The sequence below is a fragment of the Thauera sp. 2A1 genome, from assembly GCF_009469595.2.
Lineage (GTDB): Bacteria > Pseudomonadota > Gammaproteobacteria > Burkholderiales > Rhodocyclaceae > Thauera.
In genome coordinates, this window is sequence record NZ_SSXV01000020.1 from 16,326 (window position 1) to 29,778 (window position 13,453).

Below are 13,453 nucleotides of genomic sequence, written 5' to 3' on the forward strand. Positions count from 1 at the left end.
AGATGGAAACCCTCACCGCATTCATCACGTCCATCAACGACGTGGTCTGGGGCGTACCGATGCTGGTCGCGATCCTCGGTACCGGCCTGTTCCTGCAACTGCGCCTGGGCTTCATGCCCATTGCCAAGATCGGCGCCGGATTCGCCATGGTCTGGCGCGGACGCAAGGCGGCGCCGGGCTCGGTGGGCGAGATCACGCCCTACGCCGCGCTCATGACCGCGCTGGCGGCCACCGTCGGCGTGGGCAACATCGCCGGCGTGGCCACCGCGATCGCCGTCGGCGGACCGGGCGCGCTGTTCTGGATGTGGATGACCGCGCTGGTGGGAATGGCCACCAAGTACGCCGAGGTGCTGCTGGCGGTGCATTACCGCGAGACCGACGACCACGGCGAGCAGGTGGGCGGACCGATGTACGCCATCAAGAACGGCCTCGGCCGCCACTGGCGCTGGCTGGGCGGGGCCTTCGCGCTGTTCGGCGGCCTGGCCGGCTTCGGCATCGGCAACATGGTGCAGGCCAACAGCATCGCCGGGGCATTGCAGGCCAGCTTCGGCATCGATCCCTGGCTGTCGGGTGTGGTGATGGCGGTGATCACCGGCTTCGTGCTGCTGGGCGGCGTCAAGCGCATCGGCGCGGTGGCCGAGAAGCTGGTGCCCTTCATGTGCGTCGGCTACATCGTCGCCTCGCTGACCGTGCTCGGCATCTATGCAGACCAGATCCCCGCGGCGTTCTCGCTGATCTTCACCAGCGCGTTCAGCCCGGTGGCGGCGACGGGCGGCTTCGCCGGCGCGGCGGTGATGATGGCAGTGCGCTATGGCGTGGCGCGCGGCATCTTCTCGAATGAAGCCGGGCTCGGCACCGCGGGCATCGCCCAGGCCGCCGGCCAGACCAGCAACGCGGTGGAGTCCGGCCTGGTGGGGATGATGGGTACCTTCATCGACACCATCCTGGTGTGCACGATGACCGGCCTGGTGCTGATCGTCACCGGCGTGTGGAGCAGCGGTCTCAAGGGCGCGGCGCTGAGCGCGGCGGGCTTCTCCGCGGCCTTCCCCGGCTTCGGCGGCGAGTTCCTGGCGATCGCGCTGGTCGTCTTCGCCTTCACCACCATCCTGGGCTGGGCCTACTACGGTGAGAAGTGCTGGGAATACCTCGTCGGCAGCGCGGTGATGGAAAAGCCCTACCGCCTGCTATGGACCTTGTTCGTCCTCGTCGGTGCCGTCACCCAGCTCGAATTCGTGTGGCTGGTGTCCGACACGCTGAACGCCTTCATGGCAGTGCCCAACCTGGTGTCGCTGGTGCTTCTGTCACCGGTGATCGTCAAGCTGACCCAGGAATACTGGGCCGGGCAGGCGTTGCGGCTGAAGCTCGCGCGCGCCTGACGGATCTCCGGCTCACCGGTCGGACCGGGGCGGCGCGGATCATCGATTCCGCCGCCCGCCTTCCAACCCGATTGTGGAACGCATCAACACAGGAATCATGTCCCGTCTTCTACCTCCTCAGGCCGGCGCGCTGCTGACCATCGATCTCGACGCGATCCGTGACAACTGGCTGACCCTGAAGGGCAGGCTCGGCGGCGCGGCGGACTGCGCGGCCGTGGTCAAGGCCGATGCCTATGGCCTGGGCGCGCGCAAGGTCGCGCCGGCGCTGTACCAGGCCGGCTGCCGCCACTTCTTCGTCGCCCATCTTGCCGAAGCCATCGACCTGCGGCCCGTGCTCGCCGCCGATACGGCCATCTACGTGCTGCACGGCGTGCATCCTGGTGCCGAGGCGGAATGTGCCGCGCACGGCCTGGTGCCGGTGATCAACAGCCTGCACCAGCTCACCGCCTGGCGCTCGCTGGCGCGGCAGTCGGGCAAGGTGCTGCCGGCCGTCCTGCAGGTCGACACCGGCATGGCGCGCCTGGGCCTGGCGGCCGACGAGCTGGATCGCGTCGCCGCCGACCACGGCCTGCTCGCCGGCATCGAGCTGAAGTTCGTCATGAGCCACCTCGCCAGCGCGGAGGATCAGGCCAGCCCCCTCAACCGGATGCAACTGGAAAACTTTCGCGCCGCCCTGGCGCGCCTGCCGGCTACCCGCGCCAGCCTCGCCAACTCGTCGGGCATCTTCCTCGGCCCGGACTACCACTTCGACCTGGTGCGGCCGGGCGCGGCGCTCTATGGCGTGGCGCCGGTCGCGGGTCAGCCCAACCCACTGCGTCCGGTCATCCGGCTGCAGGGCAAGGTCCTGCAGACGCGCACCATCGAGGCCGGCACGGCGGTGGGCTATTCCCATACCTGGACCGCGCAACGGCCCTCGCGCATCGCCACCGTGGCGGTCGGCTACGCCGATGGCTACCTGCGCAGCCTGAGCAATCGCGGCGAGGTGCACGTCGACAGCGTGCGCCTGCCCATCGTCGGCAACGTGTCGATGGACACCATCACCGTCGACATCACGGATGTTCCCGAAGGCAGGGTCGGCGAGGGGGCGCTGGTCGACCTGGCCTATCCCGGCCACGGCGTCGACGACATCGCCGGCCGCGCCGGCACCATCGGCTACGAGATTCTGACCAGCCTCGGCAACCGCTACAGCCGCGCCTACCTGGGCGCCATGTGAGGGGCGCGGTCGCGCGCGCGCGACCGCGTTCGTCTATACTGCCGCCGGGTGTCAGAGTCGCCGACAGCGACGTGACAGGTTCACGCGAAGGTCGGGCCGCCTCGCGAACAGCTTCGAGCGTGAACTTCATGACATCCGACACCATCCAGTGGGTCGCCGCGTTTCTTTTCGCGGTGGCACTGATCCACACCTTCTCGACCCGGTTCTTCGAGCATCTGGCCCACACCCAGCCCGATCATGCGGGCATCTGGCACTTGCTGGGCGAAGTCGAGGTCGTCTTCGGCTTCTGGGCGCTGATCCTGGTCCTGGCGATGTTCGCCATCGACGGTTCGGCGCCAGCCATCGCCTACGTCGAGTCGCGCAACTTCACCGAACCGCTGTTCGTCTTCGCGATCATGGTGATCGCGGCCACCCGTCCGATCCTGCGCACCGCGACCAGGGGGGTGCGCCTGCTGGCTGCTTGCCTGCGGCTGCCGGGCAGCCTGGGTTACTACATCACGGTGATGGCGATCATTCCGCTGCTCGGGTCGTTCATCACCGAGCCTGCGGCAATGACGCTGGCTGCGCTGATCCTGGCGGACCACTTCTTCGCCAGGGGCATCTCGTCGCGCCTGAAGTACGCCACCCTGGGCGTGCTGCTGGTCAATGTCTCGATCGGCGGCACCCTGACGTCGTTTGCCGCACCGCCGGTGCTGATGGTGGCCGGCAAGTGGGGCTGGGACGTCGCGTTCATGATGACCACGTTCGGCTGGAAGGCGGCCATCGCGGTCTTCATCAATGCCGTCGCGGTGGCCTGGCTGTTCCGCAGGGAGCTGGCCAGGCTGCCGCTGATGGCGGATGACGACGGCGCGGTTCCGGTGCCCGTCCCGCTGGTCGTCGTGCATCTGCTGTTCCTGGCGGGCGTCGTCGTGTTCGCCCATCATCCGGCGATCTTCCTCGGCCTGTTCCTGTTCTTCCTCGGCGTGGCGAGCGCCTATCAGCAGCATCAGGATCGGCTGATCCTGCGCGAGGGCTTGCTGGTCGCCTTCTTCCTCGCGGGCCTGGTCGTGCTGGGCGGGCTTCAGCAGTGGTGGCTGCAACCGGTGCTGATGGGCATGAGCAGCGATGCGGTGTTCGTCGGCGCCACGGTGATGACCGCGTTCACCGACAACGCGGCGCTGACCTACCTCGGTTCGCTGGTCGAAGGCTTGTCCGACGAATTCAAGTACGCGCTGGTCGCCGGCGCGGTGACCGGAGGCGGGCTGACGATCATCGCCAATGCGCCCAATCCGGCAGGAGTGGCGATCCTGAAGGGCCACCTCGAGGACGAGGCGGTCAATCCGCTGAGCCTGTTCGTGGCGGCCTTGCCGCCCACACTGGTGGCGATGGCGGCCTTCACCCTGCTGTAGCGGCGCTGGCCGGCAGAGCTGCGGAGCAGTTGGCAAGTTTCGCGCACGCGTGCGCCCGGCGCCCCGCGTGCGATTGAGCGGTGAGGAATGTCGTTCGGTGCCGCACCCGATCGAGTTGCCGATGCCACGCATTCAGCCGGCGGCGCTTCGGGTCGGCAGCAATCTGTTACCGTAGAACTGAAAAAGGACTATATTAAGTCTCAATTGGATCAGGCGAGCCAGGCAATGCGTTACTCATCTCAAGTCAAACCAATCAGTTACCTGAAGGCCAATGCTGCCGAAGTGCTGAAACAACTGGCTGACCAGCGTGAGCCCATGGTCATCACGCAAAATGGCGAAGCCAAGGCCGTGCTGCAGGACGTCGCGTCCTTCGAAGAAACCCAGGAAACGCTGGCACTGCTCAAGATCCTGGCGCTCGGCAATCAGGACATCGACGCGGGGCGGCTCAGGCCGGCGGCTGACGTGGTAGCCCGCTTGCGCGCGAAGCGAGCCGGGGACTGATGGTCGGACAAGCGAAGCGCTACGAGGTCCTGCTCACCCAAGGCGCAGAACAGGATCTCGAGTCCATCCACGACTACATCGCCGAGTTCGACTGCGTGGCCAACGCCAACTACGTTCTGGACCAGTTGATGGAGGTTGTGGAGAGTCTGGCGCAGTTCCCCGAGCGAGGCAGCTACCCGAAGGAACTGGTGGCGCTGGGCATCAAGGAGTACCGCCAGACCGCGTTCAAACCCTATCGGGTGATCTACCGCGTGTTGGGCAGTCAGGTCGTCATCCACGTGATCGTCGATGGCCGCCGTGACATGCAGTCGCTGCTGGCCCGGCGGCTTCTCGGGGGCTGACCGGCGGCCTCGACCAGGTGCGGGCTGGTCATCACCAGGCCCTGGCGCGCGGCCTCGATGGCCATCAGGCTCTGGTCGAAGTGAATGCGCGGGATGGCGGCGATCTGCGTGTCGGCCAAGGTGTTGTAGGTGCGAAGTCAGGTGGGCCAGTGCGGCTGCAGCGTCGTCATCAGCAGCGTGGCGCGCACGAGGGCGTCCGGCGCGCGCAGATCCAGCGGTGCAAGGTAGCGCGGGTTGCCGTAGATGCGGCTTTCGTCCTGCAGCAGCGTCGCATCTAGCTCGGGCGCGCTTACGACATGACAGCTACGCAACACTCATCACCGCGCGCAACAAGGCTGCGCCGCGGTCGGTGGTCAGCCAGCCCAATGCCGCACAATTGGCGATCACCGTAAGCCAGAAGACCCACTGGAATTCCTGCTTGCTCGACTTGTGCCGCAGCAGCCGCTGCGCCGCCAGCGCACCCGGCCAGCCGCCGACGAGGGCAAAGAGGTGGAGTGTGCTTTCGCGGGTGCGCCAATGCCCATTTCGCGCAGCAGATTTGTCCCACCAGTAAACGCAGAAGGCGACCACGCTCGCCACTGCGTAGAGGCCCAATACGACGACCGGAAACCTGCCGGCGAGCCCGCCCGCAGCGAGGGCGGCGACGAAACCCAGCGTCAGCAGCACAGGCAGTTTGCTGGTACCGGGCCGCCTCGGTGCCGACACGCGCTGGCCGACGTGCGCCACCCGGGCGGCGCGCGGACGCCCCTTGGGATCGGCCGTCAACTCGTAAGTCACCAGTTCGCCGCCGCCGGGCCTGTCCGAGCCGTCGACGAATGCCTTGATATGGAGGAAAACCGGCTCGCCGCCGCCGTTTGGCGCGATGAAGCCGAAGCCCTGGTCGTCCTTCCAGGTGGTGATCTTTCCTTGATGGCGCATGAGCGAGTCGTCCGAATTGCGAGCGGCATATTATGGCGACAATCCACAATGGGCGCCTGTGACGTGGGTTGCGCTCGACGTGACACGCTTCGAATCATCTCCGCGCGCAAGGCCAACGACAGGGAAGTCAGGCACTATGAAAACACCACGCGTGACAATTGACCCTAGCGACCCCGCCTCCATGGCGCTCGGGCGCATCGACGCGGCGCGTGTCGATGAGGCCGACGAGGAGGAGCTGGCGAGGCAAGCCGCTGCCGACGAGGCCGAGGCCATGCAGGACACAGCGAAATTCGCGCGGCGTGTCCGCCGGCGTCTGGGTCTGAGCCAGGCGGAGCTTTCCGAACGGATCGACGTTCCGCTGGAAACCATCCGCAATTGGGAGCAGGGCAAGCGCAGTCCCACGGGTGCGGCCAAGGCGCTGCTCAAGGTGCTGGACAAGGCACCCGAAGCAGCGCTTGCAGCCTTGAATTGAAGTCCGATTCGCGCGCCGCCATCGTCCTCGTAGCCAGCCCTTAGCCAGCGGGCCAGCGAAACGACCGACCCAACCTCGGGAACCGCTCGTGGAAACCCCCGACACGATCCACGCCTTCTGAACATCATCGAGTGCTTTGGCCGCTTTCCCTGTTGCAGGGTGCTTGCTGCGCCGGGAAATCTCATGACAGGCGGTCAACAGGTGTCCGGCCCGCACCGGCCGCCTCGTCGATCAACCACTGCTTGACCGTGGCTGCCGCCGGCCGCAGCGGCAGCCTGGCGTGGTGCACCAGGTAGTAGCCCTGAGTCAGCGGCAGCACCTGCGCGAAGGGTTCCACCAGCGAACCTTCGGCCAGTTCGGCCTCGACCAGATGCGGGCTGGTCATCACCAGGCCCTGGCCCTGGCGCGCGGCCTCGATCGCCATCAGGCTCTGGTCGAAGTGGATGCGCGGGATCGCGGCGATCTGCGCATCCGACAGCCCGCTGTAGGTGCGCAGCCAGGTCGGCCAGTGCGGCTGCAGCGTCGTCACCAGCAGCGTGGCGCGCACGACGTGGTCCGGCGCGCGCAGCGCCAGCGGCGCGAGGTAGCGCGGGCTGCCATAGACGCGGCTCTCGTCCTGCAGCAGCAGCGTCGCGTCGAGCTCGGGCGCGCGGCCGTCGAAATAGCGGATGGCGAGGTCGATCGGCTCGCGCTCCAGGTCGATGACCTGCGGCGTGGCGTTCAGATGCAGCTCGATGGCCGGATGCTGGCGCAGCAGGTTCGCCATGCGGCTGGCGAACCACTTGGTGGCGAAGCCGGGCGGCATCGACAGCCACACCGCGCTGTTGCGGCTGTCGCGCAACTTGTTGCTGGCGTCGGCGATCTGCGCCAGCGCCGGCTGGATGCGCTTCCAGTAGCCCAGCGCCTCTTCGGTCGGCTGCACCTGGCGGACCTGGCGCACGAACAGCGCGACACCGAGCCATTCCTCCAGCTTCTGGATCTGCTGGCCGACGGCGCCCGGGGTCACGAAAAGTTCTGCCGCAGCAACAGAAAAACTGCCGGTGCGCATGGCGGCATCGAAGGCAACAAGCGCTTTCAGTGGAGGATAGCGGTTCATGGCATAGAAAATCTATTGCATGGCGCATCTTAGATCGTTTGTCGGCCGCATGCCGCGCCGGACACAATCGGCCGCATGTGAAAACCGGAGGTCGAGCCATGTTCCACACCCTGCGCCGCCCCGGCGTGCTGGTCGTGACCCTCGCCGCTGCGGGCATCCTGATGGTCACGATGGGCATCCGGCAGTCGTTCGGACTCTTCGTCAGCCCCCTCAACAGCACCACCGGCATGGGTGTGGCCACCGTCAGCCTGGCGCTGGCGGTCGGCCAGTTCAGTTGGGGCGCGATCCAGTCCGTCGCTGGCGCGCTGGCCGACCGCTACGGCGTGCGGGTGGTACTGGTGGCCGGCCTGCTCATGCTTGCGGCCGGTTGTGCGGCGACGCCTTTCGTCGGCGATGGCTTCGGCCTGGCGGTGAGCCTGGGCCTGCTCGCCTCGATGGGGTCGGGGATCGGCAGCTTCTCGGTGCTGATCGGCGCGGCGGCGCAGCGCCTGCCGGCCGACGCGCAAGCTGCGGCGTCGGGCGTGATCAACGCCGGCGGCTCGTTCGGCCAGTTCGTGTTCGCGCCCCTGCTGCAGAAGCTGATCCAGTCGGTCGGCTGGATGGGCGCGATGTGGGCGATGGCGCTCGCGGCGCTGGCCGCGCTGCCGCTGGTCGGCCGGCTCACGCCTGCGGGCGGTGCGACGACGGCCGCACCGGCGGCAGCGTCGGACGACGGCCAGCGCCTCGGCCAGGCCGTACGCGAGGCGCTGAAGGACCGGAGCTACCTGCTGCTGCATGCCGGCTTCTTCACCTGTGGCTTCCACATCGCCTTCCTCGTCACCCACCTGCCCGGCGAGGTCGATCTGTGCGGCCTGCCGCCCGCGGTGGCGAGCACCTCGCTCGCCATCATCGGCCTGGCCAATGTGTTCGGCAGCCTGTTCGCCGGCTCGTGGGTGGCGCGCTACCGCAGCAAGCATGTGCTGGCGCTGATGTACGGGTCGCGCGCGCTGCTGATCGCCTGGTACCTGCTGATGCCACCCACCGCATGGACCTACTACCTGTTCGCTGCCGGGCTGGGCTTCACCTGGCTCGCCACCGTGCCGCCGACGGCGGCGCTCGTCGGCAAGCTGTTCGGCACGCGCTATCTGGCGACGCTCTTCGGCCTCACCCTGCTGTCGCACCAGGTCGGTGGCTTTCTCGGTGCCTGGCTGGGCGGCATCGCGTTGAGCCGCTTCGGCGACTTCTCGTGGATGTGGTACGCCGACATGGCACTCGCGGCGGCCGCCGCGCTGGTCAACCTGCCCATCCGCGAGGCGCCGCTGCCACGACTGGAAGCCAGCGCCGCCTGAGCGGGCATCATCCTCCGAGGGCGCGGCCTGCCGTCCGCAGCGGTCGCTCCCGATGAATTCGATCACACCCCAAGGACGTTTCGACGATGACGACAACCCACTACCTCGACGACCTGACCGTCGGCCAGAAATTCGGCTCCGGCCACCTGACGCTGGAGCTCGACGCGATCCGGCGCTTCGCCGGCGAGTTCGATCCGCAGCCCTTCCATCTCGACGACGAAGCCGCGCAGGCGACGATCTTCCGCGGCCTGGCAGCCAGCGGCTGGCACACCGCCGCGCTGACGATGCGGCTGCTGGTGGAGAGCGAGTTCCGCCCCGCCGGCGGCATCGTCGGCGCCGGCGTGGACGAGCTGCGCTGGCCGCGCCCGGTGCGCCCGGGCGACGAACTGCGCGTCGAATCCGAGGTGCTGGAGCTGCGGCCGTCCAAATCGCGCCCGCAACAGGGCATCGCCCGGCTGCGGGTGACGACGCTCAACCAGGACGGCGAGGTGCTGCAGACCTATGTGGCGAGCCTGGTGATGCAGCGCCGCCCCTGAGGCTCGCGTCGTCTAGTGCGCCGTCCTGCGCGCCGTCGCCGCCAGGGTGGCGAAGCTCAGGCCCACCAGCGTGCACACCACCGCCGCGCCGGCCGGCAGGTCCAGGATGGCCGACAGCAGCAGGCCGGCGCCGTAGGCGATGGCGCCGATCGCGTAGGCGGCCGGCAGGCGGCGCCGGGCGAGGCCGCTGGCGCCCACCGCCGGCGCGATCAGGCTGGCGAACACCAGCAGCACGCCGACGAGTTGCACCGAGGCGGTGACGGTGAGCGCGAACAGCAGGTAGAAGCCGATGCGGCCCAGGCGCTCGCGCCCGGCGAACCACAGCAGCAGGATCAGCGCGTAGAGGGCCGCCACCGGCAGCAGGCGCGGCCAGCCCACCCACAGGATCTGCCCCGCCAGCAGGTCCTGCAGGTGCTCGCCGCCATGCGGGTTGTTGGCCAGCAGCAGGATGCCCGCCGCCGCCGCGGTGACGAACAGCAGGCCGATCAGCGCCTCCTGTACCTGGGGCCAGCGGCGCTCGGTCCAGTTCAGCAGGCAGGCGCCGGCCACCGCCGCGCCGGCAGCCGCGGCCTGCACCGCGAGCGGGCTGTCCCAGTCCAGCATCATCGCGGCGATGACGCCGAGGCCGGCGACCTGCGCGATCGCCAGGTCGATGAAGATGATGCCCCGGCGCAGCACCTCGATGCCCAGCGGCACATGGGTGGCCAGCACCAGCAGGCCCGCCGCCAGTGGCGCGAGCAGCAGGGCGAGGTCGAAGCTCATTTGAGCGCCCCGACCAGGCGGTCGATGGTGTCGTCGAAGAGGCCGAACAGGTCTTTCGCGCGCTCGTTGCCGCCGACGGTGAAGGGCACGACCACCACCGGCACTTTCGCCTCGCGCCCGAACCATTCCGCCGCCTGGGGCGACTGGTAGGCGGCGACCAGCACCATCTTCGGCGCCGCGCCGGCGACCCGGCCGAGCAGCGTGCCGAGATACGCCACCGACGCTTCGACGCCGGGCTTGGGCTCGAGCGCCGCGACTTCCTTCAGCCCCAGCCAGTCCTCCAGGTAGGGGAAGGCCTTGTGCTGCACGACGACGGGCACGCCGCGCAGCGGCGCGGCCTGCTTTTCCCAGCGCGCGATCGCCGCCTGCCAGCGCTCGCTGAAGGCCTTCCAGTTGGCGCGGTAGGCGCTGGCGTCGGCCGGGGCAAGCTGCGCCATGCGCTCGGTGAGCGCGGCGCCGACGGCGAGGATGTTGCGCGGGTCGGTCTGGATGTGCGGGTTGCCGCCGGGGTGGATGTCGCCTTCGGCGCGGTCGAGCCGCGTCGGCACGTCCTTCATCGCCACCTGGCGCGCCGCCTCGAACAGGCCGGGCTGGCCGGTCTGGATGCGCGGGTTGCCGGATTCGCGCTGCAGCAGCGGCAGCCAGCCGATCTCCAGCTCGGCGCCGGTGGCGACCAGCAGGTCGGCGTTGCGCGCGCGGGCGATCAGCGACGGTCGCGCCTGGATGTGGTGCGGGTCCTGCAGGCCGCCGGTGGCGGTGAACACGTCCACCTTGTCGCCACCGATCTCGCGCGCCAGCGCGCCCCATTCCGGCACGGTGGCGAAGACGTTCAGGGCCGCCTGCGCGGGCAGGGCGAGCAGGCTCGCCAGCAGAAGGATCAGGAATCTCATCGCATCTCTCCTCAGTAGCGGTGGGCGCCGTGGGCGCCGAGGCTGACGATGTACTGCAGCCAGAGCTGGTTGTCGGTGGCGTCGGGGCGCGACTGGTCGCGCGCGAACTGCAGGCGCAGGCGCGAGAACTCGGTCGGCGACCAGTCGAGCATCAGGCTGTTGCGCTGCGGCCGGTAGGACGCCAGTGTGGGGAAGTCGGCCGCCGACAGCAGCCCGTTCTTCACCAGGCCGATCGAGGTGGTGCCGGAGTCGAGCCGGTCGTAGCGGTAGCCGATGCGCCAGCGCGGCATGAACTGGTACACCGCCTGCGCGTAGAAGCCCGACTGGCGCGAGGCGTAGTCGCCGGCGAGGTTGTCGCCGTCCACGTCGTAGGCCAGCGAACCGCTCTCGTGGCGGTAGAAATACTCGCTCTGCAGCACCAGGTTGCGCTCGGTCGGGTTGCCGTTCGGCGCCCATTTCCATACGAAGTCCGCGACCCAGGTGCGGCTGCGTCCCGAGATCGCGTTGGTGACGTCGGCGCCCGCGGCGTTGGTGTCGTCATAGGCGCGGTCGCGCGGCGACGTGGCGAGCAGCGACAGGCCGGCGCGCCAGTTGCTGGAGACGCCGACATCGCCGCCGAGATGGGCCGACAGCGTGCCGACGGTGACGCCATTGCTGTTGCGGTCGGTCGAGGGGAAGGGGCCGCCGCTGGCCAGTTCCGCGCCCAGTTCCACCATCAGGTCGGTCGGTGCCAGCCACTTGAGCTGCACGCCGTCGTTGCGTAACTGGCCGCCGAGCATGGCCTTGTACGCCAGCGGCGCATCGGCGAAGTCCCAGGTATGAGGATGCTGCCCGTTCAGGTAACCGATGCCGGAAAGGAAACGGCCGGCCTTCAGCGTGGCGCCGTGGCCCAGCCCCAGGGTCTGTATGTAGGCTTCCTCGACTTCGGCGCCGCCGCCTTCGGGCGGCAGCGCGATCGTCAGTTGCCCGCGGAAGAGCTGGTCCACATTGGCCGACAGGCCGATTTCGGATTCGCCGACGCTGAAGCTGCGCCGCGGCGGGCCGAGCTCGTCGCCGGCCGGGACAAAGCCGCCGATCGAGTACTTGCGCGGATCCTGCGACAGGCGCGTATAGGTGCCGGACAGGATGGCGTAGATGCCCGGGTTGAACGCCGCCTCGCTGGCGGGTTTCTGGCTCGCGGCGACCGTGGCCTCGCGCGCCGAGCGCTCCGCCGCGCCAGCCTGGTTCTCCGCCTGGGCGAGCCTGGCCTCGAGCGCGGCGATGCGTTGTTCGTAGGATTCCCTGATCTGGCGGATCTCGTCGCGCAGGGCGTTCAGGTCGGCATCGGCGGCCGACGCGGGAAGGCTGGCCAGCAAGCCGGAGGCCGCCAGCACAGCGATGGATGTGCGGTTCATGCAGTTTTCCAGAGCGAATGACAGGGCGCATCCCGGGACGGGATGCGGGCCGGATGGGCGTCAGCTCGGGAAGACGGGCGGGGCGCGGCTGCGGTAGGGGGCGCGGACTTCGAGGCTGGGCAGCGGCGGCAGCGGCTGCTCGCCCTGCACATCCGCCAGCTTCGGCGCATCGAGCGGCGCGTGCGCGGGCGGTGGTGCCCCCTGGATGCCGGACAAGGCCAGGCAGGTGGCGCACGCCGCGCCCAGGTCCTTGCCATCCTTGGAACCGCCCGCGGCATGGGAGATCTCGTGTGCCGCCACCAGCGCCTGCCCGAAGACCAGCACCAGCGCGAGCAGCAGCATCTGCCAGCGTTGGAGAAAGTTCTTGTGGGGGACGCGCATGGGTGCCAGAGGAAGGATCCGGTCGGGGAGGTCGCGCGATTCTAGCAGCGCAGCGCAGGTGCGCAGAGGCGACAAGTGGTCCGCGGCCAGCTAATTTGGAAGCAGCAGGCCGGACGCGGTGGACGGCGCGATTCAAGCGCACATCGTGATCGTCGAAATGTGAAAGTCGAAGGAGGACCGTGATGAGCCAGACGACGCCGAGCGCGAGCAACGTCATTGCCGACCCCGCGCAGACGCTGCAGACCTTCGATCTGCTCGACCTGCAGCGATACACGCCGGAGAAGGCCTTCTCGACCAACGCGAGCAAGGATTTCCATCTCTTCTACGTCGGCCGAGACGATGTGCACGAGATCCTCAAGCACGTGCTGTCGCGGGTCAGCGTATCGCTCTACATCAACATGTTCGGCTTCGACGACGAGGAGCTGAACGACGTGCTGTGGTCGCTGGCGGGCGATCCGAGCGTGACGATGCTGATCACCCTCGACAAGAGCCAGGCGGGCGGGGTGCACGAGAAGAAACTGCTCGATTCCGACATCGCCAAGGATCCGGTGCGTTTCAGCACGCATTTCGCAATCGGCGAGTCGGCGACGCACCAGATCAGCCACACCAAGGGTTTCGTCGCCGATGGCAGGGTGGGGGGAGAAGGCTCGACGAACTGGTCGACGAGCGGCGAGGGGACCTTCGTCGTCAAGGGCAAGCCCGGCGGCGCGGGCTACAAGGCCCAGAACAACACGCAGTCCATCTTCACCGATCCTGATACGATCAATCGCTTCCAGACCGAACTCATCGCCGAACACCTGGCCGCGATACGCCAGCAGGGCAAGTAGGCAGGACCGTTCGCGCAGGTCCGCGCGGGC

16 protein-coding genes are annotated in these 13,453 nt (G+C 68.3%); 9 read left to right on the forward strand and 7 right to left on the reverse strand.

Annotated elements, in window-relative coordinates; all coding sequences use genetic code 11:
• The first annotated feature begins 2 nt into the window (after window positions 1-2).
• From GH664_RS16445 to GH664_RS16465, 5 genes are all read left to right on the forward strand, one after another.
• On the forward strand, window positions 3-1,376 hold the full coding sequence (locus GH664_RS16445) for a sodium:alanine symporter family protein (RefSeq protein ID WP_153169158.1): 1,374 nt from the start codon (window positions 3-5) through the stop codon (window positions 1,374-1,376).
• Between the two features lie 97 nt (window positions 1,377-1,473).
• On the forward strand, window positions 1,474-2,589 hold the full coding sequence (gene alr, locus GH664_RS16450) for an alanine racemase (protein WP_153169159.1): 1,116 nt from the start codon (window positions 1,474-1,476) through the stop codon (window positions 2,587-2,589).
• A gap of 128 nt (window positions 2,590-2,717) precedes the next feature.
• Window positions 2,718-3,977, forward strand: coding sequence for a putative Na+/H+ antiporter (locus GH664_RS16455; RefSeq protein ID WP_153169160.1), 1,260 nt, complete (start codon window positions 2,718-2,720; stop codon window positions 3,975-3,977).
• 87 nt (window positions 3,978-4,064) lie between these two features.
• Window positions 4,065-4,478: a type II toxin-antitoxin system Phd/YefM family antitoxin gene (locus GH664_RS16460; RefSeq protein ID WP_228111575.1), complete on the forward strand. Its 414-nt coding sequence runs from the start codon at window positions 4,065-4,067 to the stop codon at window positions 4,476-4,478.
• Entirely contained in the window at window positions 4,478-4,819 is a 342-nt protein-coding gene (locus GH664_RS16465) for a type II toxin-antitoxin system RelE/ParE family toxin (RefSeq protein ID WP_153169161.1), read from the forward strand. The genes GH664_RS16460 and GH664_RS16465 overlap by 1 nt, the downstream gene beginning before the upstream one ends.
• 137 nt (window positions 4,820-4,956) lie before the next feature.
• Here the strand turns inward: GH664_RS16465 and GH664_RS16470 are convergent, their stop codons facing one another.
• Window positions 4,957-5,130, reverse strand: coding sequence for a hypothetical protein (locus GH664_RS16470; protein WP_153169162.1), 174 nt, complete (start codon window positions 5,128-5,130; stop codon window positions 4,957-4,959).
• The gene (locus GH664_RS16475) at window positions 5,123-5,737 is read right to left on the reverse strand and encodes a DUF1294 domain-containing protein (protein ID WP_153169163.1); all 615 of its coding nucleotides are present in this window, start codon (window positions 5,735-5,737) and stop codon (window positions 5,123-5,125) included. Before GH664_RS16475 ends, GH664_RS16470 begins: the two co-directional genes overlap by 8 nt.
• Window positions 5,738-5,888: 151 nt before the next feature.
• Here GH664_RS16475 and GH664_RS16480 point away from each other — a divergent pair, with 151 nt between their 5' ends.
• Complete coding sequence (locus GH664_RS16480; protein WP_228111576.1) at window positions 5,889-6,209, forward strand: DNA-binding transcriptional regulator; 321 nt, start codon at window positions 5,889-5,891, stop codon at window positions 6,207-6,209.
• 181 nt (window positions 6,210-6,390) lie between these two features.
• Here GH664_RS16480 and GH664_RS16485 read toward each other — a convergent pair whose 3' ends face one another.
• On the reverse strand, window positions 6,391-7,305 hold the full coding sequence (locus GH664_RS16485; protein WP_153169165.1) for a LysR substrate-binding domain-containing protein: 915 nt from the start codon (window positions 7,303-7,305) through the stop codon (window positions 6,391-6,393).
• A gap of 98 nt (window positions 7,306-7,403) precedes the next feature.
• Here GH664_RS16485 and GH664_RS16490 point away from each other — a divergent pair, with 98 nt between their 5' ends.
• Together GH664_RS16490 and GH664_RS16495 are read left to right on the forward strand one after the other, a co-directional pair.
• Window positions 7,404-8,633: an MFS transporter gene (locus tag GH664_RS16490; RefSeq protein ID WP_153169166.1), complete on the forward strand. Its 1,230-nt coding sequence runs from the start codon at window positions 7,404-7,406 to the stop codon at window positions 8,631-8,633.
• Window positions 8,634-8,719: 86 nt separating this feature from the next.
• Window positions 8,720-9,169: a MaoC family dehydratase gene (locus tag GH664_RS16495; RefSeq protein WP_153169167.1), complete on the forward strand. Its 450-nt coding sequence runs from the start codon at window positions 8,720-8,722 to the stop codon at window positions 9,167-9,169.
• 12 nt (window positions 9,170-9,181) lie between these two features.
• On the opposite strand, the gene GH664_RS16500 is transcribed toward GH664_RS16495, so the two are convergent.
• The 4 genes from GH664_RS16500 to GH664_RS16515 are packed head-to-tail and all read right to left on the reverse strand — an operon-like array spanning window position 9,182 to window position 12,596.
• A complete protein-coding gene (locus GH664_RS16500; protein ID WP_153169168.1) occupies window positions 9,182-9,931 on the reverse strand; it encodes a metal ABC transporter permease in 750 nt (249 codons plus the stop codon).
• Window positions 9,928-10,821 carry a metal ABC transporter solute-binding protein, Zn/Mn family gene (locus tag GH664_RS16505; RefSeq protein WP_153169169.1) on the reverse strand — a complete coding sequence of 298 codons (894 nt, stop codon included), beginning with the start codon at window positions 10,819-10,821 and terminating at the stop codon, window positions 9,928-9,930. The genes GH664_RS16500 and GH664_RS16505 overlap by 4 nt, the downstream gene beginning before the upstream one ends.
• A gap of 11 nt (window positions 10,822-10,832) precedes the next feature.
• Entirely contained in the window at window positions 10,833-12,215 is a 1,383-nt protein-coding gene (locus tag GH664_RS16510; protein ID WP_153169170.1) for a hypothetical protein, read from the reverse strand.
• 60 nt (window positions 12,216-12,275) lie between these two features.
• A complete protein-coding gene (locus GH664_RS16515; protein ID WP_153169171.1) occupies window positions 12,276-12,596 on the reverse strand; it encodes a hypothetical protein in 321 nt (106 codons plus the stop codon).
• A gap of 182 nt (window positions 12,597-12,778) precedes the next feature.
• Between GH664_RS16515 and GH664_RS16520 the strand changes: the two genes are divergently transcribed.
• Complete coding sequence (locus GH664_RS16520; protein ID WP_228111577.1) at window positions 12,779-13,423, forward strand: hypothetical protein; 645 nt, start codon at window positions 12,779-12,781, stop codon at window positions 13,421-13,423.
• Window positions 13,424-13,453 lie beyond the last annotated feature (30 nt).

Excerpts from the sequence above, each read along its gene's own strand:
- GH664_RS16495 (WP_153169167.1), top strand. The coding sequence starts at position 8,720 with ATGACGACAACCCACTACCTCGACGACCTGACCGTCGGCCAGAAATTC.
- GH664_RS16505 (WP_153169169.1), bottom strand. The coding sequence starts at position 10,821 with ATGAGATTCCTGATCCTTCTGCTGGCGAGCCTGCTCGCCCTGCCCGCG.
- GH664_RS16445 (WP_153169158.1), top strand. The coding sequence starts at position 3 with ATGGAAACCCTCACCGCATTCATCACGTCCATCAACGACGTGGTCTGG.
- GH664_RS16510 (WP_153169170.1), bottom strand. The coding sequence starts at position 12,215 with ATGAACCGCACATCCATCGCTGTGCTGGCGGCCTCCGGCTTGCTGGCC.
- GH664_RS16465 (WP_153169161.1), top strand. The coding sequence starts at position 4,478 with ATGGTCGGACAAGCGAAGCGCTACGAGGTCCTGCTCACCCAAGGCGCA.
- GH664_RS16500 (WP_153169168.1), bottom strand. The coding sequence starts at position 9,931 with ATGAGCTTCGACCTCGCCCTGCTGCTCGCGCCACTGGCGGCGGGCCTG.
- GH664_RS16460 (WP_228111575.1), top strand. The coding sequence starts at position 4,065 with ATGTCGTTCGGTGCCGCACCCGATCGAGTTGCCGATGCCACGCATTCA.
- alr (WP_153169159.1), top strand. The coding sequence starts at position 1,474 with ATGTCCCGTCTTCTACCTCCTCAGGCCGGCGCGCTGCTGACCATCGAT.
- GH664_RS16520 (WP_228111577.1), top strand. The coding sequence starts at position 12,779 with ATGAGCCAGACGACGCCGAGCGCGAGCAACGTCATTGCCGACCCCGCG.
- GH664_RS16485 (WP_153169165.1), bottom strand. The coding sequence starts at position 7,305 with ATGAACCGCTATCCTCCACTGAAAGCGCTTGTTGCCTTCGATGCCGCC.
- GH664_RS16455 (WP_153169160.1), top strand. The coding sequence starts at position 2,718 with ATGACATCCGACACCATCCAGTGGGTCGCCGCGTTTCTTTTCGCGGTG.
- GH664_RS16475 (WP_153169163.1), bottom strand. The coding sequence starts at position 5,737 with ATGCGCCATCAAGGAAAGATCACCACCTGGAAGGACGACCAGGGCTTC.
- GH664_RS16515 (WP_153169171.1), bottom strand. The coding sequence starts at position 12,596 with ATGCGCGTCCCCCACAAGAACTTTCTCCAACGCTGGCAGATGCTGCTG.
- GH664_RS16490 (WP_153169166.1), top strand. The coding sequence starts at position 7,404 with ATGTTCCACACCCTGCGCCGCCCCGGCGTGCTGGTCGTGACCCTCGCC.